This is a genomic window from Streptomyces sp. NPDC053069 (assembly GCF_044546895.1).
Lineage (GTDB): Bacteria > Actinomycetota > Actinomycetes > Streptomycetales > Streptomycetaceae > Streptomyces.
On record NZ_JBITZN010000021.1, the window covers coordinates 42,065 to 67,695 of the forward strand.

General features: G+C 70.9%; 21 protein-coding genes. 14 read left to right on the top strand and 7 right to left on the bottom strand.

What is annotated here, in order from left to right; translation table 11 throughout:
* Positions 1 to 43: 43 nt before the first annotated feature.
* Positions 44 to 1,378, bottom strand: a complete 1,335-nt coding sequence (locus ACIGXP_RS35925) for a glycosyltransferase family 39 protein (RefSeq protein ID WP_399775625.1) — start codon at positions 1,376 to 1,378, stop codon at positions 44 to 46.
* A 261-nt stretch (positions 1,379 to 1,639) separates the two neighbouring features.
* Between ACIGXP_RS35925 and ACIGXP_RS35930 the strand changes: the two genes are divergently transcribed.
* Positions 1,640 to 3,247 (top strand): MFS transporter, encoded by a 1,608-nt coding sequence (locus tag ACIGXP_RS35930; RefSeq protein ID WP_399775627.1) that lies wholly within the window; start codon positions 1,640 to 1,642, stop codon positions 3,245 to 3,247.
* 88 nt (positions 3,248 to 3,335) lie between these two features.
* A complete protein-coding gene (locus tag ACIGXP_RS35935) occupies positions 3,336 to 4,526 on the top strand; it encodes an acyl-CoA dehydrogenase family protein (protein WP_399775629.1) in 1,191 nt (396 codons plus the stop codon).
* 37 nt (positions 4,527 to 4,563) lie between these two features.
* Here ACIGXP_RS35935 and ACIGXP_RS35940 read toward each other — a convergent pair whose 3' ends face one another.
* Entirely contained in the window at positions 4,564 to 5,001 is a 438-nt protein-coding gene (locus tag ACIGXP_RS35940) for a cell division protein SepF (protein WP_363219216.1), read from the bottom strand.
* A gap of 358 nt (positions 5,002 to 5,359) precedes the next feature.
* On the bottom strand, positions 5,360 to 6,283 hold the full coding sequence (locus ACIGXP_RS35945) for a transporter substrate-binding domain-containing protein (protein WP_399775631.1): 924 nt from the start codon (positions 6,281 to 6,283) through the stop codon (positions 5,360 to 5,362).
* Positions 6,284 to 6,670: 387 nt separating this feature from the next.
* Between ACIGXP_RS35945 and ACIGXP_RS35950 the strand changes: the two genes are divergently transcribed.
* The 9 genes from ACIGXP_RS35950 to ACIGXP_RS35990 all read left to right on the top strand — a co-directional run bounded on the left by ACIGXP_RS35950 (position 6,671) and on the right by ACIGXP_RS35990 (position 19,287).
* The gene (locus tag ACIGXP_RS35950) at positions 6,671 to 7,528 is read left to right on the top strand and encodes an amino acid ABC transporter permease (protein ID WP_363215031.1); all 858 of its coding nucleotides are present in this window, start codon (positions 6,671 to 6,673) and stop codon (positions 7,526 to 7,528) included.
* Positions 7,525 to 9,285 (top strand): FAD/NAD(P)-binding protein, encoded by a 1,761-nt coding sequence (locus ACIGXP_RS35955; RefSeq protein ID WP_399775633.1) that lies wholly within the window; start codon positions 7,525 to 7,527, stop codon positions 9,283 to 9,285. The genes ACIGXP_RS35950 and ACIGXP_RS35955 overlap by 4 nt, the downstream gene beginning before the upstream one ends.
* Positions 9,282 to 10,043: an amino acid ABC transporter ATP-binding protein gene (locus ACIGXP_RS35960; RefSeq protein ID WP_399775635.1), complete on the top strand. Its 762-nt coding sequence runs from the start codon at positions 9,282 to 9,284 to the stop codon at positions 10,041 to 10,043. Before ACIGXP_RS35955 ends, ACIGXP_RS35960 begins: the two co-directional genes overlap by 4 nt.
* Before the next feature lie 141 nt (positions 10,044 to 10,184).
* Positions 10,185 to 11,240 (top strand): LLM class flavin-dependent oxidoreductase, encoded by a 1,056-nt coding sequence (locus tag ACIGXP_RS35965; RefSeq protein ID WP_399775795.1) that lies wholly within the window; start codon positions 10,185 to 10,187, stop codon positions 11,238 to 11,240.
* 77 nt (positions 11,241 to 11,317) lie between these two features.
* Positions 11,318 to 12,121: a DUF1684 domain-containing protein gene (locus ACIGXP_RS35970; protein WP_399775637.1), complete on the top strand. Its 804-nt coding sequence runs from the start codon at positions 11,318 to 11,320 to the stop codon at positions 12,119 to 12,121.
* Between the two features lie 180 nt (positions 12,122 to 12,301).
* Positions 12,302 to 13,204: a S1 family peptidase gene (locus ACIGXP_RS35975; protein ID WP_399775639.1), complete on the top strand. Its 903-nt coding sequence runs from the start codon at positions 12,302 to 12,304 to the stop codon at positions 13,202 to 13,204.
* Between the two features lie 346 nt (positions 13,205 to 13,550).
* Complete coding sequence (locus tag ACIGXP_RS35980) at positions 13,551 to 14,633, top strand: S1 family peptidase (protein ID WP_399775641.1); 1,083 nt, start codon at positions 13,551 to 13,553, stop codon at positions 14,631 to 14,633.
* Between the two features lie 206 nt (positions 14,634 to 14,839).
* Positions 14,840 to 18,277, top strand: coding sequence for a DNA polymerase III subunit alpha (locus ACIGXP_RS35985; RefSeq protein ID WP_399775643.1), 3,438 nt, complete (start codon positions 14,840 to 14,842; stop codon positions 18,275 to 18,277).
* A complete protein-coding gene (locus ACIGXP_RS35990) occupies positions 18,274 to 19,287 on the top strand; it encodes a DNA polymerase thumb domain-containing protein (protein ID WP_399775645.1) in 1,014 nt (337 codons plus the stop codon). The genes ACIGXP_RS35985 and ACIGXP_RS35990 overlap by 4 nt, the downstream gene beginning before the upstream one ends.
* Here the strand turns inward: ACIGXP_RS35990 and ACIGXP_RS35995 are convergent.
* Positions 19,265 to 19,639, bottom strand: a complete 375-nt coding sequence (locus ACIGXP_RS35995; RefSeq protein WP_363215037.1) for a cupin domain-containing protein — start codon at positions 19,637 to 19,639, stop codon at positions 19,265 to 19,267. The genes ACIGXP_RS35990 and ACIGXP_RS35995 overlap by 23 nt on opposite strands.
* Before the next feature lie 87 nt (positions 19,640 to 19,726).
* Between ACIGXP_RS35995 and ACIGXP_RS36000 the strand changes: the two genes are divergently transcribed.
* Positions 19,727 to 20,173: a MarR family winged helix-turn-helix transcriptional regulator gene (locus ACIGXP_RS36000; protein WP_399775647.1), complete on the top strand. Its 447-nt coding sequence runs from the start codon at positions 19,727 to 19,729 to the stop codon at positions 20,171 to 20,173.
* A 167-nt stretch (positions 20,174 to 20,340) separates the two neighbouring features.
* Positions 20,341 to 21,204 carry an esterase/lipase family protein gene (locus tag ACIGXP_RS36005; RefSeq protein WP_399775649.1) on the top strand — a complete coding sequence of 288 codons (864 nt, stop codon included), beginning with the start codon at positions 20,341 to 20,343 and terminating at the stop codon, positions 21,202 to 21,204.
* Positions 21,205 to 21,254: 50 nt separating this feature from the next.
* Here ACIGXP_RS36005 and ACIGXP_RS36010 read toward each other — a convergent pair whose 3' ends face one another.
* On the bottom strand, positions 21,255 to 22,217 hold the full coding sequence (locus tag ACIGXP_RS36010; protein WP_399775651.1) for a lytic polysaccharide monooxygenase: 963 nt from the start codon (positions 22,215 to 22,217) through the stop codon (positions 21,255 to 21,257).
* 524 nt (positions 22,218 to 22,741) lie between these two features.
* Positions 22,742 to 22,921, bottom strand: coding sequence for a hypothetical protein (locus ACIGXP_RS36015; RefSeq protein WP_399775653.1), 180 nt, complete (start codon positions 22,919 to 22,921; stop codon positions 22,742 to 22,744).
* A gap of 370 nt (positions 22,922 to 23,291) precedes the next feature.
* Between ACIGXP_RS36015 and ACIGXP_RS36020 the strand changes: the two genes are divergently transcribed.
* A complete protein-coding gene (locus ACIGXP_RS36020) occupies positions 23,292 to 24,983 on the top strand; it encodes a SpoIIE family protein phosphatase (RefSeq protein ID WP_399775655.1) in 1,692 nt (563 codons plus the stop codon).
* Here ACIGXP_RS36020 and ACIGXP_RS36025 read toward each other — a convergent pair.
* Complete coding sequence (locus ACIGXP_RS36025) at positions 24,889 to 25,329, bottom strand: GIY-YIG nuclease family protein (RefSeq protein WP_399775657.1); 441 nt, start codon at positions 25,327 to 25,329, stop codon at positions 24,889 to 24,891. The genes ACIGXP_RS36020 and ACIGXP_RS36025 overlap by 95 nt on opposite strands.
* Positions 25,330 to 25,631 lie beyond the last annotated feature (302 nt).

Here is a 25,631-nt window from a genome sequence, read left to right on the forward strand (position 1 = left end):
CTGGGGAGGAATTCTCCGGAGCGTCATCGGCCCTGGATGTTGATCATGGTGGACCGGAGCCGTTCAGCCAGAAGGCCCCGTAGACCGCCGAGGCGACCGCCAACAGTGCCGTGACCAGCACGGATCGGGACGTGCGCAGTCGGGCGAGGGCGCAGGCGAGCGGCAGCAGCACCGGGAAGGCGGGCACCAGCAGCCGCGGCTTGGAGCCGAAGTAGCTCGATGCGCACAGGGCGAGGGCGAGGACGACCCCCGTGTACACCAGCAGTTCGACCGGCTGGCGCCGGCGCACGCCGGTCAGGTAGAGCCACAGCAGCAGGGCGACCCCGACGATCAGGCCGACGCCGGCGAGCGCGGAGGGGAATGACGTGAACTTGGCGGCCACGAAGCGCGCGAATGCATAGCCGCCGTCGAAGCCATTGCGCCATCCGGCCTGAATGTCCAGGTATCCGAACAGCCCCTTGCCGGTCCGCTGCCCCACCCACAGCACGTAACCGGCGGCCCCGAGCGGCGCGATGAGCATGCCGAGGGCGCGGTGCAGTGGTGAGGCCTGTGTGACCACCGCCACCTGGGGGCAGGAAGTGCGCGATGGGGCTTCTGCGCCTGTAGTGGGCGCCGGGGTGTGTGTGACCTGCGATGCGCCGGGTGTGTGCGCTGGGGCGTGGGAGCCCTCTGGTGCGCTCGGCGTGTGCGCCGGGGCGTGTCGGTCGCCGTATGCGCTGGGTCTGCGCATCGCGCTCCGGTCTCGCACGAACGAGATCACGCCCGCCACCCACACCGCCGCGACCACCGCCGCCCCCACCGGCCGGGTCAGCCCCGCCAGTGCGGCCAGCACGCCCGCGGTGATCCAGCGGCCGGTCAGCAGCGCGTACAGCGACCAGGCCGCAAGCGCCGTGAACAGCGACTCGCTGTACGCCATCGACTGCACGATCCCGACCGGCAGCACCGCCCACAGCAGGACGGCGCAGACCCCGGCGCGGGCGCCGTACACCCGGTCGGCGACCGCGAAGATCCCGCAGGCCGCCGCGAGCGAGGCGAGCACGCTCACGACGAAACCCGCGTCCGCGTACGACAGCGGCAGGACCGCGTGCAGCAGCCGCTCCAGCCAGGGCAGCAGCGGGAAGAACGCCAGGTTGGAGTGCACGTCACCGTTGGGCAGCCGCACCGCGTAGCCGTACCCCAGTTCGGCGACCCGCGTGTACCACAGCGAGTCCCAGCGCGCGGTCAGCAAGGTGTACGCGCTCTTGCCGCGCGCGGCGCTCCACACCGCCAGCACCACCAGCCCCAGGGCGCGGACCGCCGCATAGCCCAGCAGGGCCGGCGCCGCCCGGCGCAGCAGCGGGGCGCGGGGCGGGGCCGCGCGCGTGTCAAGATCGGTCACGGACTCGATTATCGACCGGTGGTGGAACCGGATCGGACCCCGGGGCGTGGTCAAGAGGGAGCGACGTGGCGTACGCCACACGGGTTCCGTCGAGCGTGTGAGAGGTCCGCCACGTGCCCCCGTGCCGAACTCGCGTACGCTGACGAGTCACCCGCGTGGGTTCGCGCGGGCCGGAGACACCGCTCCTCTCCGGCCGTACGACAGGGAGTCCCCACCCCCGTCGGTCCGCCCCAACGCGAGGCTCATCTGGGAGGTACGTACATGTCCGGGACGACCACGGCTGCCGTACGGCCGCGCCGTCGGACGGCCGGGGCCGGTGCCAACCGCTGGGTCGTCCTCGTCGTCCTCTGCGTCAGCCTGCTGCTCGTCGCGCTCGACGCGACCGTGCTGCACGTGGCGGTGCCCGCCGTCACCGAGGACCTCAAGCCCGGCGCCATACAACTGCTCTGGATCGTCGACGTCTATCCGCTGGTCTGCGCCTCGCTGCTGATCCTCTTCGGCACCCTCGGCGACCGGGTCGGGCGCAGGCGCGTCCTGCTGCTCGGCTACGGCCTGTTCGGTGTCGCCTCCGCCGTGGCCGCGTCCGCGCAGACGGCCGAGACGCTCATCCTCGCCCGTGCGCTGCTCGGCGTCGGTGGCGCCATGATCATGCCGGCGACCCTGTCGATCCTGCGTCAGGTCTTCCCCGACCGGCGCGAGCGCGCGCTCGCCATCGGCATCTGGAGCGCGGTGGCCGCCGTCGGCGCGGCCGTCGGACCGCTGCTCGGCGGGTTCCTGCTGGAGCACTTCTGGTGGGGCGCGGTCTTCCTCGTGAACATCCCGCTGATGCTGGTCAGCCTCCCGGTGGGCCGGATGCTGCTGCCCGAGTCCCGCGGTGACCGCAGCGGGCCCTGGGATGTCGTCGGTGCCCTGATGGCGGCCGGCGGTCTGTTCGGTGTCGTCCTCGGTGTGAAGCGGCTGGGCGGCGGCGAGGCGCCGGCGAGCCCCTTCACCGTGCTGCCGCTGCTGGCCGGCGCGGCCCTCCTGTTCCTCTTCCTGCGGCGGCAGCGGCGGCTCCCGCATCCGCTGGTGGACCTGCAGATGTTCCGCCGGCCCGCGTTCAGCACCTCGGTGGGCTGCATCGTGCTGGCGATGCTCGCGCTCGTCGGCCTGGAGCTGATCGCCGCCCAGTATCTGCAACTGGTGCTCGGGCTCTCCCCGCTGCAGACCGGCCTCAGGCTGCTGCCGCTGACCATCGCGGCGATGGCGGCGGGGCTGGCGGGCGCGCGGATGCTGCGTCGCTTCGGGCCGCGCCGGATGGTCTGTTTCGGCTTCTGCCTGACCGCCGCGGCGGTCGTGACGCTCACCGCGATGGGCGGCACCGACAACGCCCCGCTGCTGCTGTCCGGTTTCGTGCTGCTCGGCTTCGGCCTGGAGACCACGCTCTTCGGGGCGTACGAGTCGATGCTCAGCGAGGCCCCGGCGGACCAGGCCGGCGGGGCGGCGGCGATCGGCGAGACGTCGTACCAGCTCGGCGCGGGCATCGGGATCGCGCTGCTCGGCAGCGTGATGAACGCGGCCTACGCCCCGGGTCTGCGCTCGGTGCCGGGCGTCCCGCGGCACGCGTCGGAAGCGGCGGGCCACTCTCTCGGTGAGGCCTACGACATCGCCGGACGCCTCGGCGGTACGGCCGGGGCGGCGCTGCGCCGGGCCGCGCGGGACTCCTTCGTGCACGGGCTGCATGTGACGCTGCTGGTGAGCGCCGGCCTGTTGCTGCTGGGCGCGGTGATGGCGCTGCGGCTGCCGCGGGCCATGCAGTGCGCGGAGCCGGCCGCGGCGGTGGAACTGCCCGCCCCGCGGGAAGTGGCGGAGCCGCGCGTCACGGCCTGACCCACTGGACGTGGGGGGCACTGCACCGTAACGTCGGCAGCGAAATGTAACTAGCGGTGCTAGTTTCTTGTGTGCCGGAGGGTGTTCCATGTCCGCGTCCTCGAAGTTGCCCCCCTTTGATCCCGCCGACCCGCTCGGGATCGACGACCTGCTGGAACCGGAAGACCTGGCCGTGCGGGACACCGTGCGCTCCTGGGCGGCGGACCGGGTACTGCCGTACGTCGCCGACTGGTACGAGACGGGTGAGCTGCCCGGCATCCGGGACCTCGCGCGCGAACTCGGCGCCCTCGGCGCCCTCGGCATGTCCCTGACCGGGTACGGCTGCGCGGGCGCGTCGGCCGTGCAGTACGGCCTGGCGTGCCTGGAGCTGGAGGCGGCGGACTCGGGCATCCGGTCGCTGGTCTCGGTGCAGGGCTCCCTCGCCATGTACGCGATCCACCGGTTCGGCAGCGAGGAGCAGAAGCAGCAGTGGCTGCCGCGCATGGCGGCCGGCGAAGTGATCGGCTGCTTCGGGCTGACCGAGCCCGACCACGGCTCCGACCCCGCCTCCATGCGCACCCACGCCAAGCGCGACGGCGACGACTGGATCCTCAACGGCCGCAAGATGTGGATCACCAACGGATCGGTCGCCGGGGTCGCCGTCGTCTGGGCACAGACCGAGGACGGCATCCGCGGCTTCGTCGTGCCCACCGACAGCCCCGGCTTCTCGGCGCCCGAGATCAAGCACAAGTGGTCCCTGCGCGCCTCCGTCACCAGCGAACTCGTGCTGGACGACGTACGGCTGCCCGCCACCGCCGTACTGCCGGAGGTCACCGGACTGCGCGGACCGCTCAGCTGCCTGTCGCATGCCCGGTACGGCATCGTCTGGGGTGCGATGGGCGCCGCGCGCAGCAGCTTCGAGGCGGCACTCGACTACGCGAAGACGCGGGAGCAGTTCGGGCGGCCCATCGGCGGCTTCCAGCTCACCCAGGCCAAACTCGCCGACATGGCGGTCGAACTGCACAAGGGAATCCTGCTCGCCCACCATCTCGGGCGGCGGATGGACGCCGGCCGCCTGCGCCCCGAGCAGGTCAGCTTCGGCAAGCTCAACAACGTCCGCGAGGCCATCGAGATCTGCCGTACGGCGCGGACGATCCTCGGTGCCAACGGGATCTCCCTCGAATACCCCGTGATGCGGCACGCGACCAATCTGGAATCGGTGCTCACCTACGAGGGCACCGTCGAGATGCACCAGCTCGTGCTGGGCAAGGCGCTCACCGGGCTCGACGCCTTCCGGTGAGCCCCCGAAGGAGGCAGGGCCGGTGAGCGGCCCTGCCTCAGCTCTGGTTGAAGAAGCCGTCCTCGCGGTGGGCGGACGCCTCACCGCTGATGATCTCCGTGTCGGCGGGCGTCAGCAGGAACACCCGGTTGGACACCCGGTCGATCGAGCCGCGCAGACCGAAGATGAGCCCCGCCGCGAAGTCCACCACGCGCTTGGCGTCGGCGGGCTCCATCGCAGTGAGGTTCATGATGACCGGGACCCCCTCCCGGAACAGCTCGCCGATGGCGCGGGCGTCCCGGAAGCTGTCCGGGGTGACCGTGCCGATCCGGCGGCCCTTCTCCTCGGCCGTGTCCGCGGCCACCTTCACCCGGGGATCCGTGACCCAGGCGTCCCCGGATTCGGTGCCCTCGGAGTACTCGTCGTCGTAGTAACGCTCGTCATCGTTGTCGTCGACGAGGCCGAGCCACGCACTCGCCTTGCGTACCGATCCCATGGACGCCTCCTCTCACAGCGGTCTTTCTTGCTTTCCGCATCCCTATGGTCATCCATGATGCGGACGGCGCGCCAAGTGGATAGACGCCGCGCGGGGGGTTTGTGACGGTACTGGTGCACAGGCGATCCGTCGAGAGTCCTTGTACCCCAAGGGTCCTGACACATACGGCTGCTGACTGAGAGTGAAATATGATAGTCGGCGGCGGATGGGTGACGACCGGTGCGTCCGGGTGAACGTCAATCTCGTACCACATCACGAGGGAACGCCGTGCGCGGAATCGTCAGACTGTGCGTTCATCGTGACGGAGCATGAGGGTTCTCCTCTCGCTCCTGACGGAGAATCAGGCCGGGCGGCTCCCTCAGCCCTTCAGTTCCGGCGGGCTGATCCGGGACTTCTTGATGGCCGAACCCGTCGTGCCCCACTTCTTCAGAATCTTGGCGTACGTGCCGTCGGCCAGCAGTCTGTTGACCGCCGCCTGGAGCGCCGGAGCCAGCCTGGTGCCCTTCTTGAAGGCGAAGCCCACGTCCAGGCGGTGGTACTCGTTCAGGAACTTCAGCCCCGGCTGGTGGGCCACGGCGTAACGCAGGCCGTTGATCGTGGACATCACGATGTCGCTGCGGCCCTGCTGCACGGACGACCAGATCGCACTCGGCTCGGAGTACGTCTGCACCTGGTACGCCTTCTTGCCCGCGTCGGCGCACACGTGCTTGTTCTCCTCCAGCGTGGCCTCGAAGGTGGTGCCGGCGCCCGTCGCCACGTTCAGGCCGCACAGTTGCCGGAGGTCGGTGATCTTCGTCAGCTTGCTGTCCTTGCGGGTGGCGAAGCCCTGGCCGTCGTTGACGTAGGTGACGAAGTCGATGGTCTTGCGGCGCTCGTCCGTGACGCCGAAGTTGCTGGCGCCGAAGTCGTACTTGCCGCTGTCCAGCGCGGGCAGGATCGCCTCGAAGCTCGCCTGTTCGACCTTCAGTTTGATACCGAGCACCTTGGCGACCGCCTTGGCGAAGTCGACGTCCTGGCCGGTCAGCGTCTTGCCGTCGGGCAGGTAGGTGGTGCCGGGCGGAGTGCCGCCCACGCTGATCGCGACGGTGAGGCGGGTGGTGCCGGCGGGCAGCAGCCCGGCCGCCGCGCCGTCCTTCTGCTCGGCGGAGACGACGTCCGTGGTGGGTACCTCGCCGGGCTCGGCCGCCACTGCGGACGTGTCCGTCCCGCCCGAGCCGCAGGCGGTGAGGAGCAGGGCGGCGGAGGTTATGCCGACAAAAGGCATGAAAACACGCTTACGCATCGGTGGCGGTCTCCTGAGAGCAGAGTGGTGCAGAGCGCGAGGGGAGGGGGCGCGTGTGAAGGCAAGAAAAGGAGGAGAGAAACGCGACTGCGCCCGCCCGGAGGGCAGGCGCAGGCAGGGGGTCAGCTCAACAGGAAGAGGACCACACGCGACCGAAGTCGATGTGGGAGCGCGTGACCAGCCACTGCTGTGGATGCATGGGCCAAGTGGAACAGGCATACGGTTCCGCGTCAACTGACTTGAGATGTACGGCTCACAGTCCGGACAGCCTTGACAGCGATGGGAAACGCCCCCGTACTCTCGACGGACGGCCCTGCTGAGGGGCTCGGCCGTGTGAAGGCACCACCCCGTGTTCTGACGTTCCTCCAAGCGTCACGGAGCCTTCGCATGTCATCCGACACCCTTGCCAAAGTCCCCACCGCAGCGGGCCATCCCGAGCCGGCGGACGTCCCGCGGATCGTGCCGCGGCGTCGGTACGGCCAGTGGGCGGCAGCCGTCGCCGTCCTCGCGCTGCTCGGCCTCGCCGTCAACTCCGTCCTGCGCAACCAGGCGTTCCAGTGGGACGTCGTCGCCGACTACTTCACCACGGACTCCGTCCTGCGCGGACTGTGGCTCACGCTGTGGCTGACCGCGGTCGTGATGGTCCTCGGCTTCGCCCTGGGCGCCCTGCTCGCCGCCTTCCGGCTCTCCGCCAACCCGGTGCTGCGGGCGGTCGGCTGGGGCTATGTGTGGCTGTTCCGGTCGATCCCGATCCTGGTGCAGCTGCTGCTGTGGTTCAACATCGGGGCGCTGTACCCGCAGGTGTTCGGCGTGAGGACCGTCGACCTGCTCACCCCGGTCGCCGTCGCGATCGTCGGACTCACCCTGCACGAGGCCGCCTTCGCCGCCGAGGTCGTCCGGGCCGGCATCCTCTCCGTCGACCGCGGCCAGATCGAGGCCGCCCAGGCGCTCGGCCTGAGCCGGTGGCGCCGCTGGTGGCGGATCGTGCTGCCGCAGGCCATGCGGTCCATCGTGCCGCCCGCCGGCAACATGCTCATCGGCACCCTCAAGGGCACCTCGATCGTCAGCGTCATCGCCGTCAACGACCTGCTGTTCTCCGCCCAGTTGATCTACCACCGCACCTATCGGGTCATCCCGCTGCTGATGGTCGCGACCCTCTGGTACGCGGTCGTCACCTCGCTGCTCGGCCTCGGCCAGCACTACATCGAGAAGTACTACGCGCGCGGCACGGAGCACGCCCGATGAGGCCGCAGCTGGTGATCGTGGGAGCCGGGCCGCGGGGGACCGGCCTCCTGGAGCGGATCGCCGCCAACGCCCCCGAGCTGCACGGCACTTCGGGCCTCGACATCCATCTGGTCGACCCGCATCCGCCGGGCGGCGGCCGCATTTGGCGCCAGGCGCAGTCACCGCTGCTGTGGATGAACTCGCACGCCGAGGACGTCACCATGTTCACCGACGAGACGGTGACCATGGACGGCCCGGTGCGCGAGGGCCCCACCCTGCACGAGTGGGCCGGGCTGGACGGCGGCACCTTCGCCGACCGGCAGCTCCAGGGCCGCTATCTGCACTGGGTGTACGAGCAGGCCCTGGCCGCCCTGCCGCCGGACGTCACCGTCCACCACCACCCCCGGCGAGCCCTGCGCATCAGCGGCCCGCGCGAGGGCCGTCAGCAGGTGTGGCTGGAGAGCCGCGCGCGTCCCCTCCTCGCCGACCTGGTCGTCCTCGCCATCGGCCACCTCGACGCCGAACCCGACGACGAACAGGCCGCGCTGGCCGCCTACGCCCGCGAACACGGCCTGGTGCACCTGCCGCCCGACTTCACCGCCGACAGCGACCTGTCCCCGCTGGCGCCCGGCGAACCCGTCCTCGTGCGGGGCTTCGGGCTGGCCTTCGTCGACCTGATGGTGCTGCTCACCGAGGGGCGCGGCGGCCGGTACGAGGGCGACGCCTACCTTCCCTCGGGCCGGGAACCGGTGCTCTACGTCGGCTCCCGGCGCGGAGTGCCGTACCACTCGAAGATCGGCTACGACTGGACCGGCGACCGGCCCCCGCTGCCCCGCTTCTTCGGCCCGGCCGAGGTGGACGCCCTGCTCGCCCGCCCGGCGGGCTTCGACTTCCGGCGCGATGTGTGGCCGCTGGCGGAGAAGGAACTGGGCTTCGCCCACTACCACCGGCTGTTCACCGCCCATGCCGAGCGTACGACGATGGCCTGGGCCGACTTCGAGGAGAAGTACGCCGCGGCGAGCGACCGGGCCGAGGTACAGGCGCTGGTCGCCGCCGCCGTGCCGGATCCGGCCGACCGGCTCGACCTCGCCGCGCTCGACCATCCGCTGGACGGGGTGCGCCATGCGTCGCACGAGGACTTCCAGGAGGGCTTGCGGCAGTATGTCGAGGCGGACCTGAGCCGCCGCCACGACCCCTCCTTCAGCGCGGATCTCGGTGTCTTCCTCGGCCTGCTCTCCGTCTACGGGCAGCTCGTGCGGCTCGGGAACACCAGCCCCTGGTGGCACGGCTTCTTCAGCTACCTGGCGTCCGGGCCGCCCGGACCCCGGCTGCGGCAGATGCTCGCGCTGTCCCGGGCCGGGCTGCTGAAGTTCGTCGGCGCCGACATGACCGTCACCGCCGAGGACGGGGTGTTCCGAGCCGCCAGTCCCACCGTGCCGGGCTTCTCGGTCGAGGCCCGCGCGCTGGTCGAGGCCCGGCTGCCCGAGCCCACCGTCGGACGGGCCCGCGACAGCCTGCTGCGCGAACTGCACACCGACGGCGCCGCCGAGACCCCCGAGGGGCTGCTCCGGGTCGCTCCCGGCGACGGCCGGATCCTCGACCGGGCCGGGCGGCCGCATCCCCGGCGGTTCGCGCTCGGCCCCTACACCGACGCCCGCACCCCCGGCGCCTTCACCCGGCCGCGCACCGGCGGGGCCGCGTTCCGGCAGAACGACGCCACCGCCCGGGCGGCGCTGGCCTTTCTGAGTGCCTCACACGTAAAGGAACCCGCGCGATGAGCGTCATGGTCGACATCAGGTCCGTGCACAAGAGCTTCGGCCCGCTCGACGTCCTCAAGGGCGTCGATCTCCAGGTGCGCGCCGGTGAGGTGACCGTCGTGCTCGGCCCCTCCGGCTCCGGCAAGTCCACGCTGCTGCGCACCATCAACCATCTGGAGAAGGCCGACCGGGGCGAGATCAGCGTCGACGGCTCGCTGATGGGGTACCGGCGCGCCGGGGACAAGCTGTACGAGCTGCCCGAGCGCGAGGTGCTCCGGCAGCGCACCCGGATCGGGTTCGTCTTCCAGAACTTCAACCTCTTTCCGCACCTCACGGCCTTGGACAACGTCGTCGAGGCGCCGGTGTCCGCGCTGAAACGGCCCCGGAAGGAGGCGGAGGCGGGCGCGCGCCGGCTGCTGGAACGGGTGGGGCTGGGCGACAAGGCCGACGCCTATCCACGGCAGCTGTCCGGCGGGCAGCAGCAAAGGGTGGCCATCGCGCGGGCGCTCGCGCTGGAGCCGAAGCTGCTGCTGTTCGACGAGCCGACCTCGGCGCTCGATCCCGAACTGGTCGGCGAAGTCCTCGATGTCATCCGGGACCTGGCGGACCGGGGCACGACGATGATCGTCGTCACGCACGAGATCGCGTTCGCCCGTGAGGTCGCCGACACGGTGGTGTTCATGGCCGACGGCAGGGTCGTCGAGCAGGGGCCGCCGGATGAGGTGTTGGACCGGCCGCGGCACGCGCGGACCCGGTCGTTTCTGGCGAAGGTGCTGTGAGGTGGGCGTCGCTGTGCGGTGTGCCGTGTTCCGTACCGCCGGCCTGCGCCGTCGTGGTCGCCCGCCGTTGCGGTGGAAACCAGGTCTGCGGAAACCAGGTCTGCGGAAACAAGCGCTGCGGAGGCGTCCGGCGTGAACAGGCTGCTGTGTCTCGCCGCCGCCGTCGACGTGCCGGGCTGCTTCGGTGCCGAACCGTACGTCGAGCTGGTCCGGCTCGCCGAGCGCGGTGGGCTCGACTTCGTGACGCTGGACGACTCCTTCGTCCGGCCCGGGCCCGACGCGCTCGCCGTGCTGTCCCGGGCCGCGCCCGTGACCCGGCGGATCGGGCTGGTCCCGACCCTCACCACCACCCACACCGAGCCCTTCCGGGTGCAGGCCGCCGTGGCGACGCTGGACTGGGTCAGCCGGGGCCGGGCCGGCTGGCGGATCGACGTGTCCGCCGGCGAGGACGAGGCCCGGCTCTTCGGCCGGCGTCGGGCGGCGTCGGCCGAGGCGCTGTGGGACGAGGCGGGCGAAGTCGCCGCGGTGGCCGCCAGGTTGTGGGACAGCTGGGAGGACGACGCCGAGATCCGGGACGTGCCGGCCGGCCGTTTCCTGGACCGGGAGACACTGTGCCGCGTCGACTTCACCGGTGGCGCCTTCTCGGTCCGGGGCCCCTCGACCGTGCCCCGGCCGCCGCAGGGCCACCCGGTCCGCGTGGTCGACGCCACCGAGGCCCAGGCCCGTACCGTCGCCGCCCGGTACGCGGACGTGGCCCTGATCCGCGTCGCAACCCCGGCGCAGGCCGCCGCCGTACGCGAGGAACTGTGCGCCCGGGCCGCCGAGTCCGGGCGGGATCCGGAGACCCTGCGGACCCTGGTGAGTCTGCTGGTCGACCTCGGCGACGGAGAGTACGCGGCCGAGCCCGGACACGGTGGCGGCGGCCCGCGGCCGACCGCCCGGGGGCCGCTGTACCGGGGTGGCCCGGTCGGCCTCGCCGAGCTGGTCGCCGGCTGGCATGCCGACGGTGTCACCGACGGCTTCCACCTCGTGCCCGTCGAGCCGCGCCGTGACCTGGAGCGGCTGGTCAACGGCACGGTGGCGGTCCTCCAGCACCGTGGCCTGTTCCGCACCTTCTACCCGGGCAGCACCCTGCGCGAGCACCTGGGCCTGGCCCGGCCCGCCGACCCGTACGCCATGACCGGGGGAACGTCATGACCGTACGACGGCAGATGCACCTCGGAGATCCCTGCCCGGTATGGGAGGGTTGAGCACACTTGAAAGGAACCGACGGCATGACGACGGACGCGCCCGAGGCGTGGCAGCAGTGGCACGACAAGCGTGTGGAGAAGGTCTCGGCGCCCTACGGGCCGCTCGCGCTGACCGCCACCCAGTGGATCGAGGACTATCCGGAGGGGCTACTTCCGGACATTCCCGGGAGCTGGGTGGCTGATGATGACGGCGTGGTGCTCACGGCCGCCGAGGCCGATGGACTGACCGTGGACGGGCGGCCCTTCGCGGGCGGGATACGGCTCGCCGCCGATCTCGGGCCGGAGGCCGGATCGCGGGTCGCACTGGCTGAGAAGCGGCTGGTCGTGCTGGTCCGTGAGGGCGTCTGGGGCGTGCGGGTCTACGACCCCGAGGCCGAGGCCCGGCGCGCCTTCAAGGGCATCGAGGTCACCGCGTACGACCCCCGCTGGTCGGTGCCGGGGCGGTTCACGCCCTACGACGGCACGCGCACCGTGCGGGTCGGCAACGCGGACGGGCGCGAGCGGGGGCTCGCCCTCGCCGGTGAGCTGGCCTTCGCCCTGGCGGGCCGGGAGCTGACACTGCGGGTCGCACAGCAGGGCGACGGGCCGCTGTGGGCGGTGTTCGCCGACGCCACCAGCGGCGACACCAGCTTCCGGTTCCGCTTCCTCCATCCGCCCGCACCGGACGCCGAGGGGCGTACGACCGTCGACTTCAACCGCGCGCAGCTCCCGCCGTGCGCCTTCGCCGACCACTTCATCTGCCCGTTCCCGCCGCCCGGCAACACGCTGGACGTGGCGATCGAGGCGGGCGAACGTGCACTGAGCCGGCGTCAAGAGGCTGCTGCGTAAGAGTGGTTTAAAGTCGGACGGCCGAAAGGCACTCTTGTGGCGACCGGTCGTTCGGCCGAATACTCCCCCTCAGCGCTTGTCAGGGCATGCATGTTCGGAATCCGGCCACAATCCCTGGCTGCGACTCACGGGCCCCGACCCCACGCGGGCCCCCGACTTCCCCATGGGAGGGAACGAAAAGTGAGGATCAAGCGCACCACTCCCCACAGCGGCACTGCGAGACGGACCCGGCTGATCGCCGTGGCCACCGGCATCCTGGCCGCAGCGGCGTTCGCCGCCCCCACCGCGAACGCCGGCGACGACGGCCACGCGTTCAGCGCCGCCCAGCTCAGCAAGGTCGACGAGTCCGTCCTCAAGGCCGACGTACCCGGTACGGCCTGGGCGGTGGACAGCAAGACCGACCGCGTCGTCGTCACCGTCGACAGCACGGTGTCCAAGGCCGGCATCGACAAGATCAAGCGGCAGGCCGGCGCCGACGCGGGCGCGCTCACCATCAAGCACACACCCGGCAGGTTCAGCAAGCTGATCAGTGGTGGTGACGCCATCTACGGTGGTTCCTACCGCTGCTCGCTCGGCTTCAACGTGCACAGCGGCAGCACCTACTACTTCCTGACCGCCGGTCACTGCGGGCAGGTCGCCTCCACCTGGTACAGCAACTCCAGCCACAGCACGGTGCTCGGCACCAATGTCGGCTACAGCTTCCCGGGCAACGACTTCGCGCTGGTCAGGTACACCAACTCCGCGGTCTCGCATCCGAGTTCCGTGGGAAGCCAGTCCATCACGAGGGCGGCCACGCCGTCCGTGGGCACCACCGTCTACCGGCGCGGTTCCACCACCGGCACGCACAGCGGCCGGGTCACCGCGCTGAACGCCACCGTGAACTACGGTGGCGGCGACGTCGTCTCCGGGCTGATCCAGACCACGGTGTGCGCCGAGGGCGGCGACAGCGGTGGTCCGCTGTACGCGGGTACCGTGGCGTACGGGCTGACGTCCGGGGGCAGCGGTGACTGCACCTCCGGCGGTACGACGTTCTTCCAGCCGGTGACCGAGGCGTTGAGCTACTACGGGGTCACGCTGCCGTAGCGCATCCGGCTCCGGTTTCCTCGAAGTCCCCGCATGCACCGCGCGTGCGGGGACTTCTGCCTGCCCGGCGGGGAAGAGGGTGAAGCCGGAAGAGTGGAGAACAAGCCATGCACTGTCGTGACGTTCCGCTCCGGTGTACTTGCGCCTAGTGTTTGCAGTGCGAATTTCTGGGTGTGACCGTGGTCGGTCAAGCCCATGGGGAGTGCGCAACCCCCCTGTGTGCGCGTCCTGAAGTCAACCTTGTGTGCTCCCTGTGCCGTTCGGAAGAGTAGACGCTCGTCAACCAGCCTTCCGGCCCGTCGAGTCCCCACAACTCGCGGGCCGTCCCCCCACAGGAGGACGTGAGTTGAAGCACCGACGCATAACCCGGCGACGGGCCGCCCTGGCCGGGGCGGGCATCGCCGCACTGGTCGCCGCGGGTGTCACCTTGCAGAATGCGAACGCCAGCGAGCCTGCGAAGTCCGCTCCGCAGGCGCGGGTTCTGTCCGCTCCGGCGGCTGGAAACCTCGCCTCGACGCTGTTGAAGAACCTCGGCTCCGGCGCCGCCGGCAGCTACTACGACGCCCGGGCCAGGAGCCTCGTCGTCAATGTGCTCGACCAGGGTGCCGCGAAGGCCGTCGAGGCGGCCGGGGCCAAGGCGAGACTCGTCGCCAACTCGCTGGCCGCACTCGACGGCGCGCGGACGACGCTGAAGAAGGACGCGACCATCCCGGGGACGTCGTGGGCGATCGACCCGGTCAGCAACAAGGTCGTCGTCACCGCCGACAGGACGGTGTCCGGCGCGCAGTGGGCCAAGCTGAGCAAGGTGGTCGGCGGACTCGGCGGCAAGGCCGAGCTGAAGCGGTCGAAGGGGGAGTTCAAGCCCTTCATCGCGGGTGGCGACGCGATCAGCGGGTCGGGCGGGCGGTGCTCGCTTGGCTTCAACGTGGTCAAGGACGGACAGCCGTACTTCCTGACCGCCGGACACTGCACCGCGGAGATCTCCAGCTGGTCGGACTCCGGCGGCAAGGAGATCGGGCAGAACGCGGAGTCCCGCTTCCCGGGGACCGACTTCGGCCTCGTGAAGTACACCTCGCAGACGGACCACCCCAGCGAGGTCGACCTGTACAACGGGTCCACGCAGAAGATCACCGGGGCCGCCGAGGCGACGGTCGGGATGAAGGTGACCCGCAGCGGGTCGACGACCCATGTGCACGACGGCACGGTCACCGGGCTGAACGCCACGGTGAACTACCAGGAGGGCACCGTCAGCGGCCTCATCCAGACCAATGTGTGCGCCGAACCCGGTGACAGCGGTGGCTCGCTGTTCTCGGGGAGCAACGCCATCGGGCTGACCTCCGGGGGCAGCGGTGACTGCACCTCCGGCGGGGAGACGTTCTTCCAGCCGGTCACCGCGGCGCTGTCCGCCACGGGGGCGCAGATCGGCTGACGCGTTCGACTGCGCTGCGTTCCGTGGAGCCCCGTCCCCGGTGTGGGGACGGGGCTGCCGCGTATCTGCTGCGGTGGGCGTTTGTGCAGGTGAGGGGCACCCTCAGCGATGTCGTACACATGTTCGGGAATGGGGGTATGGTGGGGGTGGAAGTAGGGAACTGATGTTCGAGAGCTGTTCGGGGCTCGCGAGTGCGGGAGGTGCGTGTGCCGGGCTTCGCGCATCTGCACACCGTCTCCGGGTTCTCCCTGAGATATGGGGCGTCCCATCCGGAGCGGCTGGCCGAGCGCGCCTCGGAGCGGGGGATGGACGCCCTCGCTCTCACCGACCGGAACACCGTCGCCGGTGCGGTGCGCTTCGCCAAGGCCTGTGCCGGGGTGGGGGTGCGTCCGGTCTTCGGAGTGGATCTGGCGGTGGCCGAGGCCGAGGCCGTACGGCATGCGCGGCGGAAGGCGCCGGTGCGGGGCGGGGCCTTCGTGGACGAGTCGGCTCCTCGGGTGGTCTTTCTTGCCCGGGACGGGGCGCGGGGGTGGGCCGACCTGTGCCGGATCGTCACGGCGGCGCACACGGGAGAGGGGGTTCCCCTGCTGCCCCGGGCGGACAATCACGGCGACGGTCTGACCGTGCTGCTCGGCCCGGGGTCGGACGTGGGGCGGGCCCTCGCCGCGGGGCGTCCCGACCGGGCCGCGAAGCTTCTCGGGGCGTGGCGTGAGGTCTACGGTGACGCGCTGCGGCTGGAGGCCGTGTGGCACGGGCGTACGGGTACGGGGCCCGGATCCCTGCGGCTGGCCGCCCGTACCGTCGGGTTCGCCGCCGAGCAGGGGGTGCGGCCGGTGCTCGGCAACGCCGTCCGGTATGCCGATCCCGGGGCGGGGCCCGTCGCCGATGTGCTGGATGCCGCCCGCCGGCTGATCCCGGTCGACCCGCGCGGGGAGCTGGACTCCGGGGAGGCGTGGCTGAAGGACGCGCGGGCGATGGCGGGGGTCGCCGAGCGGGTGGTGGAGGCTGCCGGGTACCGGCGGGACACCGCCCTGCGGCTGATGGAGCAGACCCTGGCCACGGCCGAGGAGTGCCGGGTCGACCCCGAGGGGGACCTCGGTATCGGGACCGTGCACTTTCCCGAGGCGCATCTGGTGGGCGCCGGACGGCGTACCGCCCAGCGGGCCCTCGCCTCGCGGGCGGTGGCGGGAATGGTGCGGCTCGGGTACGGCGGGAAGCGTGCGTACTGGGAGCGGATGCACCACGAGCTGGACATCATCGCCCATCATGGCTTTGCCTCCTACTTCCTCACGGTCGCCCAAGTGGTCGATGACGTGCGGAAGATGGGGATCCGGGTGGCCGCTCGCGGTTCCGGTGCGGGCTCCCTCGTCAATCATCTGCTGGGTATCGCGCACGCCGATCCGGTCGAGCACGGCTTGCTGATGGAGCGCTTCCTGTCCAAGGAGCGTGTCGTGCTGCCGGACATCGACATCGATGTGGAGTCCGCGCGCCGGCTGGAGGTCTACCGGGCGATCATCGACCGGTTCGGCACCGAGCGGGTCGCGACCGTGTCCATGCCGGAGACCTACCGGGTGCGGCACGCCATCAGGGATGTGGGCGCCGCCTTGTCCATGGACCCGGCCGAGATCGACCGGATGGCCAAGTCCTTTCCGCACATCCGGGCCCGGGACGCGCGGGCCGCGCTGGCGGAGCTGCCCGAGCTGAAGCAGCTCGCGGGGGAGCTCGATCGGGCAGGGGCGCGGTACGGCAGGCTGTGGGAGCTGGTCGAGGCGCTCGACGCCCTGCCGCGCGGAGTCGCCATGCATCCGTGCGGGGTGCTGCTGTCCGACGCCTCGCTCCTCGCCCGTACGCCGGTGGTGCCGACCAGCGGTGAGGGGCTGCCGATGTCGCAGTTCGACAAGGAGGACGTGGAGGACCTCGGGCTGCTCAAGCTCGATGTGCTGGGTGTGCGGATGCAGTCGGCCATGGCGCACGCGGTCGCCGAGGTGGAGCGGGTGACCGGGGAGCGGGTCGATCTGGACGCGTTGCCGGAGGGGGATCCGGAGACGTATCGGCTGATCCGGTCCACCGAGACGCTGGGGTGCTTCCAGATCGAGTCGCCGGGACAGCGGGACCTGGTGGGACGGCTGCAGCCGAGTACGTTCCACGATCTGGTCGTCGACATCTCGCTGTTCCGGCCCGGGCCCGTCGCCGCCGACATGGTGCGGCCGTTCATCGAGGCGCGGCACGGCCGGGCGCCGGTGCGTTACCCGCACCCGGACCTGGAGGAGTCGCTGAAGGGGACGTACGGGGTCGTCGTCTTCCACGAGCAGGTCATCGACATCGTCGCCGTCATGACCGGCTGCGGGCGGGGCGAGGCCGACCGGGTGCGGCGCGGCTTGTCCGACCCGGAGTCGCAGGGGCGGATCAAGGTGTGGTTCGCGCAGGCCGCGGCGGCTCGGGGGTACAGCGCGGAAACGATTCGGCGGACCTGGGAGATCGTGGAGGCGTTCGGGTCCTACGGGTTCTGCAAGGCGCATGCGGTCGCGTTCGCCGTGCCGACGTACCAGTCGGCCTGGCTGAAGGCCCATCACCCGGCCGCTTTCTACGCCGGGCTGCTCACGCACGACCCCGGGATGTATCCCAAGCGGCTGCTGCTGGCCGATGCGCGGCGGCGCGGGGTGCCGATCCTGCCGTTGGACGTGAACGTGTCCGGCGCCGCTCATCGGATCGAACTGGTGTCCGAGTCCGGGGTGTGGGGACTGCGGCTCGCCCTCTCCGATGTGCACGGCATCAGCGAGGCCGAGGCCGGGCGGATCGCGGACGGGCAGCCGTACTCCTCGCTGGTGGACTTCTGGGAGCGGGCACGGCCGAGCCGTCCGCTGGCCCACAGGCTCGCCCAGGTGGGGGCGTTGGATGCCTTCGGCGCCAATCGGCGGGACCTGCAGCTGCATCTGACCGAGCTGCACCGGGGCGCCCGGGGCGGTGGCGGCGGACAGCTTCCCCTGGCGGGCGGACGCAGGACCGCCTCGGCCGGACTGCCGGACCTGACGTCGGCGGAGAAGCTCAGCGCCGAGCTGGGTGTGCTGTCCATGGACGCCTCGCGCAATCTGATGGACGACTACCGCACGTTCCTGGACGAGCTGGGCGTGGTCTCCGCGCGCCGGCTGCGCGAGCTGCGGCACGGCGAGACGGTGCTGGTCGCGGGCGCCAAGGCGGCCACCCAGACCCCGCCGATCCGCTCCGGCAAGCGGGTCATCTTCTCCACGCTGGACGACGGTACGGGCCTGGTCGACCTGGCGTTCTTCGACGACTCGCACGACGCCTGCGCGCACACCGTCTTCCACTCGTGGCTGCTGCTGGTGCGCGGCGTGGTGCAGCGGCGTGGCCCGCGCAGCCTGAGCGTGGTGGGTTCCGCCGCCTGGAACCTCGCCGAGCTGGTGGAACTGCGTGCCGAAGGCGGTCTGGACGAGGTGGCGGCGCGGCTCGCGGAGCCGGTGGCCGAGGCCGCGGGCGGTGATCCGGCCGGTGGGCGGCGGATCCACCTGCCGACCGGATACGAGATGCATCCGTGGGCCGATCTGCGGCCCGCGGGCCAGGAGGCCGCACAAGGGCCTTCGGCGATACGGAAGTTGTGGCACCAGAGTCCGGGGAGTGCGGGATGACCATTCTCTGCGTACGTTTCCAGCTGCCGCCGATGTACGAGGCGGCCCTGCCGGGACTGCTCGGGTTGCTGGAGGACTTCACCCCGGTCGTCGAGGCGCTGCCCCCGGACGGGGCGCTGGCCGATCTGCGCGGGGCCGAGCGGTACTTCGGACGCAGCGCGGTGGAGCTGGCCTCGGTGATCCGGGTGCGCGCCCTCGCGCGGTACGGCGTCGACTGCGCGATCGGCGCCGGTCCGGGCCCGATGCTGGCCCGCGTGGCGCTGCAGGGCGCCCGGCCCGGGGTGACGTGTGCCGTGCCCGAGGACCCGGACGGCGTCGCCGCCTTCCTCGCCGGGCGACCGGTGTCCGCGCTGCCCGGCGTCGGCACGGCGACCGCCCGCACCCTGGCCGAGTACGGCCTGGACACCCTGGGCCTGGTCGCCGCCGCGCCGCTGTCCACGCTCCAGCGGCTGATCGGCGCGAAGGCCGGCCGTGAGCTGCGCGAGAAGGCGAGCGGCATCGACCGGGGCCGGGTCGTCCCGAACGCCGCCTCGCGCTCTGTGACCACCGAACGGCCCTTCGACACCGACGAGCTGGATCCCGGCCGGCACCGCAGGGCGCTGCTGTCCGCTGCCGAGGAACTGGGCGCCCGGCTGCGCGCGGTGCAGCAGGTCTGCCGCACCCTGACCCTCACCGTGCGCTACGCCGACCGGTCCTCGACCATCCGCAGCCGCACCCTGAAGGAGCCGACCGCGCACTCGGCGGCCCTGACGAAGGCGGCCTACGGCATGTACGAGGCACTCGGCCTGCAGCGCGCCCGGGTCCGCGCGCTCGCCCTGCGCGCCGAGGGCCTGGCCCCCGCCGACCAGGCCTCCCACCAGCTCACCTTCGACCCTGTGGACGAGAAGGTCCGCCGTATCGAGGAGGTCGCGGACCGCGCGCGGGCCAAGTTCGGGCCCCGGGCGGTGATGCCGGGGGCGCTGGGGCGCGGCGGCGGCTCCACGGCGGTCAGTTGGCCCAGGGCGGCGTGATGCGGCTGCCGTCGGCCATCTCGGCCTCCAGGCCGATGGAGGTGGTGACCCAGGAGAGCGCGGTGTGATCGGTCGGATTCTCCAAGGCGAAGGTCGTGCCCGGGTTGACGATCACCGTGTCGCCCGCGCCGATGCGGTCGGTGCGGCCGTCGAGGGTGATCAGCAGTTCGCCCACGAGCAGATGGAAGATCTCCTCACGGCTGACGGTGTGGGCGGGCCCCTTGGTGCCGGCCGGGATCTCCCCGCGCCAGGCGCACAGCTCCTTGCTGCCGGTGAGCGGGGTGGCGTACGAGACGAAGCGGGCGCCGTGGATCTCATGGGTGGTGGCCTCGGACGAGCGGACGACGGGCATGGCGGTGATCTCCGTTCCAGTGGTCAAGTGACTTGACTATATGGTCAAGCTGCTTGACCAAACTGTCAAGGGTGTTTCAATGCCTCCGTGCAGAACTCCCAAGCCATGGCCCTGTCCGCCGCCCTGCTCGCCGTCGCCGGCGACCTCACCCAACGCATCCACGACGGGGTGGTGGCGCGCGGGTTCACCGATCTGCGGCCGGCGCACGGCTTCGCCTTTGCGCGGCTCGCCCCGGCCGGAGCCACCGTGACCGACCTCGCGGCGCACCTCGGGGTGACCAAGCAGGCCGCGAGTCAGCTGGTGGACGAGATCGTGCGCAAGGGGTACGCCGAGCGGCGCCCGCATCCGCAGGACGCGCGGGCCCGGCTGGTCGTGCTGACCGAGCGCGGCTGGGCCTGCACCCGGGCGGCGGAGGAGGCGGCGGCCGAGGTCGTGGAGGGATGGGCCGAACTGCTCGGCGAGGGTGAGGTGCGCGCGCTGGGGGAGCGCTTGGCGCGGATCGCTCCGTATGGTCCGATCAAGCCGGCCTGGTGACGGTCTGTCAGGGTCCGTCGACCCTCTGGTTATCACTGGAAGTTTTTACTGACGCGTAACTTCACACCGGTGCTACTCGCCCGTAACTTGACGAGTGAACAGCATCCTCGTGATCCGGATCACAGGGTAAGGCCCCCACCTCCCTTGAGCCGCAAGGAGATCACACGATGCTGCCCTGGAAGCGCGTGCTCAGACGCCTCGCCGCACTGCTCCTCACCACCGCCGTCGCCGCCGTTCCGGCCGCCACCGCACACGCCGCCGACGCCGCTCCCAGCAGGGGCTGGAACGACTTCTCCTGCAAGCCCTCCACCGCCCATCCCCGTCCGGTCGTCCTGGTGCACGGCACTCTGGGCAACTCGGTCGACAACTGGCTGTCCCTCGCCCCGTATCTGAAGGACCGCGGATACTGCGTCTTCTCCCTCGACTACGGCCAACTGACCGGAGTCCCTCTCTTTTACGGCCTCGGCCCCATCGACAAGTCGGCAGAGCAGCTGTCCGCCTTCGTCGACAAGGTGCTCGCCGCGACCGGCGCCGCCAAGGCCGACCTCGTCGGCCACTCCCAGGGCGGCATGATGCCCCGCTACTACCTGAAGTTCCTCGGCGGAGCCGGCAAGGTGAACGCCCTCGTCGGGCTGGCCCCGGACAACCACGGCGCCACCCTGAGCGGCCTCACCAACCTGCTGCCGTACTTCCCCGGCGCCGGGGACCTGATCAAGGCCACCACCCCCGGGCTCGCCGACCAGATCCCCGGCTCCCACTTCCTCGCCGAGCTCAACACGGGCGGCGACACCGTCCCCGGAGTGCACTACACGGTCATCGCCACCAAGTACGACGAGGTGGCCACCCCTTGGCGGAGCCAGTACCTGAGCGGCTCGGACGTCCACAACGTCCTGCTCCAGGACCTGTGCCCGCTCGACCTCTCCGAGCACGTCGCCATCGGCCTGTTCGACCGCATCGCCTTCCACGAGGTGGCCAACGCGCTCGACCCGGCCCGGGCCACCGCCACCACCTGCGCGTCGGCCTTCAGCTGACGTGGCGCCGGGGCCCGTCCGGCCTGAGCCGCCGGACAGGCCCCGGAACTTCACCGGCGGTGGGTGCCACCCGCCGCGCGCCGCCGCACCGACAGGAACAGCGCCGCCGAACCGAGCGCCAGCGCCGCCGCGCCGCCGACCGCGACGTACGAGGTGCCGGAGGAGGCACCGGTCTGTGCGAGGTGGTCCGAAGCACCGGCTGCCTTCGGCGCATCGGACTTCGTGGTGGGCTGCCGGGCGGGGATGGCCGTGGCATCGCCGCCGTGACCGTGGTGCCGCATCGCCGACCTGTCGGCACCGTCCGCGATCTGCCGGTCGGAGGGCACGGAGGCGGCCGGAGCGGGAGCGGTGCCCGTGTGCCCCGTGCGGCCGCCGCCGAAGTCCACGTCCGAGCAGGAGTAGAACGCCTCCGGACTGTCCGAGCGCTGCCAGATTGCATACAGCAGCTGCCGGCCGGACCGCTCGGGAAGCGTGCCGGAGAACGTGTAGAAACCGCCCGAGGCGACCGGGTCGGTGACGGTGGCCACCGGGTGCCGCAGATCCAGTTCGGACCAGGCCAGCGGCTTCGCGGGGTCGTAACCCGGCTTGGTCGGATACACCGTGAACGTGCCCTTGTGCGGGGCGGTCACCCGGTACTTGAAGGTGTACGACCCGCTGTGCACGCGGGTGGCGGGCCAGTCGGCGCGGGCCAGGTCGAGGCCCTTGAACTCCGCGTGGTTCGCGCTGCACAGCTTGCCGTCCGGGATCAGCTTCTGATGCCGCCCCGCGGCGTCGCCGATCCGGATGCCGTTCCAGTCGTACAGCGCCTGCGTGCCGCCGGCCGCCACCGCCGCCCTGCACGCGGCCGACTCCGGACTCTCCGGCCCCTCCGCATAGCACTGCGAGACACGGCTGACCGGGCCGCCCATCGAACCGTGCCCGGACGCGGGGGCGGCGCCGAGCGCGGTCAGGGCGAGCGGCGGCACGCCGAGCACGGCGACGACGGCGGCCGCGCGGCGGGCACGAGCGGGCATGCGGAACTCCTCCGGAAACGGTCCTGCGATGGGGCTGGAATCCCGTGGGGGCGATTCGAAACTAGCGCCGACAAACCGTGAAATCGCCTGTTGGAGGCGGGTGGAGGGGATCCTTATGGTGCCGTTAAGGCCGGACTAACCGGGGGCTGAGGAAGGGGAGGAGGATGCCGGTGGCCCACCTGCGCGCGAGCAACGCGACCGTCCGTGTCGGTTCGGGTCCGTTCGCCGTCGGACGCCTCGGTTGGCTCCCCGGTTGGCTCCCGGCAGCGCGTGCACCCCGCTGCCTCGCCAAACCTGTGCACATGGGTCGGGAGCCCTGCGCCCTAGGAAGGCAACCGTTAGGGTCTCATGGCCCACGGACAGTCCAAGGCGCGCTGACCACCGCATTAGGAGTTCGATCCGAGCTCGCTTCAGCTACCGCGGTCGACTGGTGCGACGGCCGGACAAGGGTGCTGGTGTGCGCCCCCGTCCGGCGTCGTTGATGTCAGCCGTGGATGTCAGAAGCTTGCGGGTGCGCGGCGTCGCTACGGCGCGGATGTCGGTGTCGGTTTCCGGCGCCTGGCGAGGCGGCGCCAGGCCACCCAGAGATTGATCACAAACAGGACCGCTCCCGCGATGGGCCAGCCCATGGATCCACCGTTGCGGTAGGTCTCGATGCCTACCGCCAGCAGCATGACGCCGATCACCGGGCCCATCAGGTCCATGAAGGCGTCCAGGCGACTTGCGATCTTCGAAGAGTTGGCAACGGCTTGATCGTGACAGTCAACGCGGTGCTTGCAAAGGAGCAAGGTCAGGACCGCACGGAGCTGCCACTGCCTGTCTGAGTCGAGGCCGACCCCGGTTTACCGCCATCAGCTTGGGAAACTGCGATCATGTGCCGTGGGATCGCGCGCTGACCAGGGCGAACGCTATTACGGTGGTGGCGTTGGGCGTTGCTGCTTTCCCCGCGATTCCCCGCTGTTACCCGCTCGATCCGGTGCGGTCTGTGGTGCGCTTTGCGAGAGTCAGCGGTGACCCATGGGGAACCCGGATCCCAGGGGTCCTAGGCGATTTTTCCGGTGACAGGAGGCAGCAATGAGGGGCCCGGATGGTCCGCAGGAAGCGGTTGCTACTGCCCTCGACGCACTCGGTACGGGTGCTTACCTGACGGACGAGCAGGGCTTCATCGTCGCTGTCAACGCGCGTGGTGAAGAACTCCTGGCCCGCCCCGCCTCGGATCTGGTCGGCCAGGACGCCCATGACCTGCTGCACCGCACCAGCTGCGGGGAGCCTGTGCCGAGGAGCCAGTGCCGGATGCGGGAGAGCGTCCTCGGCGGGCGGACGGAGCAGGGTGAGGAGGAGTGGCTCGAGCGCGGAGACGGCACGCTGTTGCCAGTGGCATGGCTGGCCACACCCTGTGACATCGGTATCCGTCCGTCGGCCACGCTCTTCCTCTTCCACTCCACCGGCCGCTCCGGGCGTCCCACCCAGCGGCCACCGGCTGGCGGACGGCTCTCCGAACTGGAACGGCTCGCTCTGCTCGCCGAGACGACCACCCTGCTCACCTCCACCCTGGACATCCACGAGGCGCTGCGCCGCCTGATCAACCTCGTAGTGCCTCGCATCGCCGACTGGGCCGTCATCGACCTGATCAGCGAGCGGGACGAAGTGTCGCGCTTTGCCGTCGCCCACGCCGAAGGCGGCACCGTGGTGTTCCGGGAGGACCTCCAGGGCCCCATGCCGCCCGTGCCCCAGGAGTCCCCGATGCCCCTGTCCCGGGCCCTGCGCGGTGTCACGTCCTCCTTCGCTGGCCCCGAGATCTACCAGGGACCACCCGATTCCGGCATCGCGGTGGAGCAGCGGCGCCTGTTCGAGGCGACCGGCATGCACTCGGCGATCGTGGTCCCCCTCCGCAGCCTGCACGACGTACTGGGCGCCCTCACCCTCGGCCGTGCCGACCAGCCCGAGCGGTTCACCGCGAGAGAGGTCGCCCTGCTGGAGGACATCGCCCGACGCGCCAGCCTCGGCCTGGAGAACGCCCGCCTCTACCAGCGCCAGCGCAAGGTCGCCGAAACCATGCAGCGCCATCTGCTGCCGAAGCTCCCGCGGACGCCCGGCCGCAGCATGACCGCGCGCTACCTGCCCGCGCCGGACGCCTCAGAGGTCGGCGGCGACTGGTACGACGCGTTCACCCTGCCGGACGGCGCCACCGCCCTCGCCATCGGCGACGTCGTCGGCCACGACCTAGACGCCGCGGCCGGCATGGCCCAGCTGCGCAACATGCTCCGCGCGTACGCGGTGTCCCAGCAGAAGCCACCGAGCAAGATCGTGGAATGGCTCGACCGGGCGACCCTGGACATCGCGGAGGTCTCCATGGCCACGCTGGTCTTTGCCCGCATGAGTGAGAACGGCGCTGGCCAGTGCGAGCTGTCCTGGACCAACGCGGGCCACCCCCCGCCGCTGCTGGTCACCCATGAGGGCATAGCCCGCTATCTGACCGACGGCCACGGGATCCTGCTGGGCGTTACACCGGATCAGGTCCGCCCCGACGCGACAACGGAACTGCCCCCCGGGGCAACCCTGCTCCTCTACACCGACGGCCTGATCGAGTCCCCGAACCACACCCTGGACGAGGGCCTCAACCGTCTGCGCCGCCACGCCGCGTCCTTGGCCCACCGCCCCCTGGAATCCTTCACCAACGAGCTGTTGGCACGGGCACGCCCACCGGACAACGACGACGACGTGGCCCTGCTGGCCGTCCGACACGGGCCGGACTCGTCGTTTTGAAGCTCTCGAGGCTGCGATACGGCACCGGCAAGTCACTTCTTCTTGCCCTGGGTCTTGCCGGGGATCTTGGTGACCTGGGTTTTTGCTGGTCAGGGGTGAGCTGTGACTCGAGGTCCCACGGTTCGCTTTGCTCGATCCAGCACACTCGCGCGTTGTCCGCCATCCACTGGCTCAGGGTGGCTTCGCCGGCCTTGCCGAAGGTCATCCGCTTGATGCTGCCCACGCGGCGCAGTTCAAGTCCGAGCAGGCAGCCGAGGGTGAGCCGCAGGGTCGAGCCGGCCGCGTTGCCCCGGTAGTGGTAGCGCACCCGCTTGCGCAGCTTCTGCGTGCTGGTCCGGTTCGCCATGTACCGCGGTGCTATCCCGACGTAGAGCAGGCGCCCAGCGTCCAGGTCCTGGTGGGGCGGCTGCTTGAAGTGTCACCCGTGGACTCCTGCCGCCGCCGGGACAGGGCTCGGACGCAACAAGACCTCTGGCGCCGACCACAACCGATCGGGACTGACGAGAGCGGTAGTTTCCACGAACCCTCCAGGCGTGCCATGAGTGATCGCCGCAGGCTACTGGGCGACGCTGACAGAAGGCCCCGGCGTGCACAGCTATGTGACATCAGCTTGGGAAGCTAAGGTGATGGTGGCTCGCTATGGGTGCT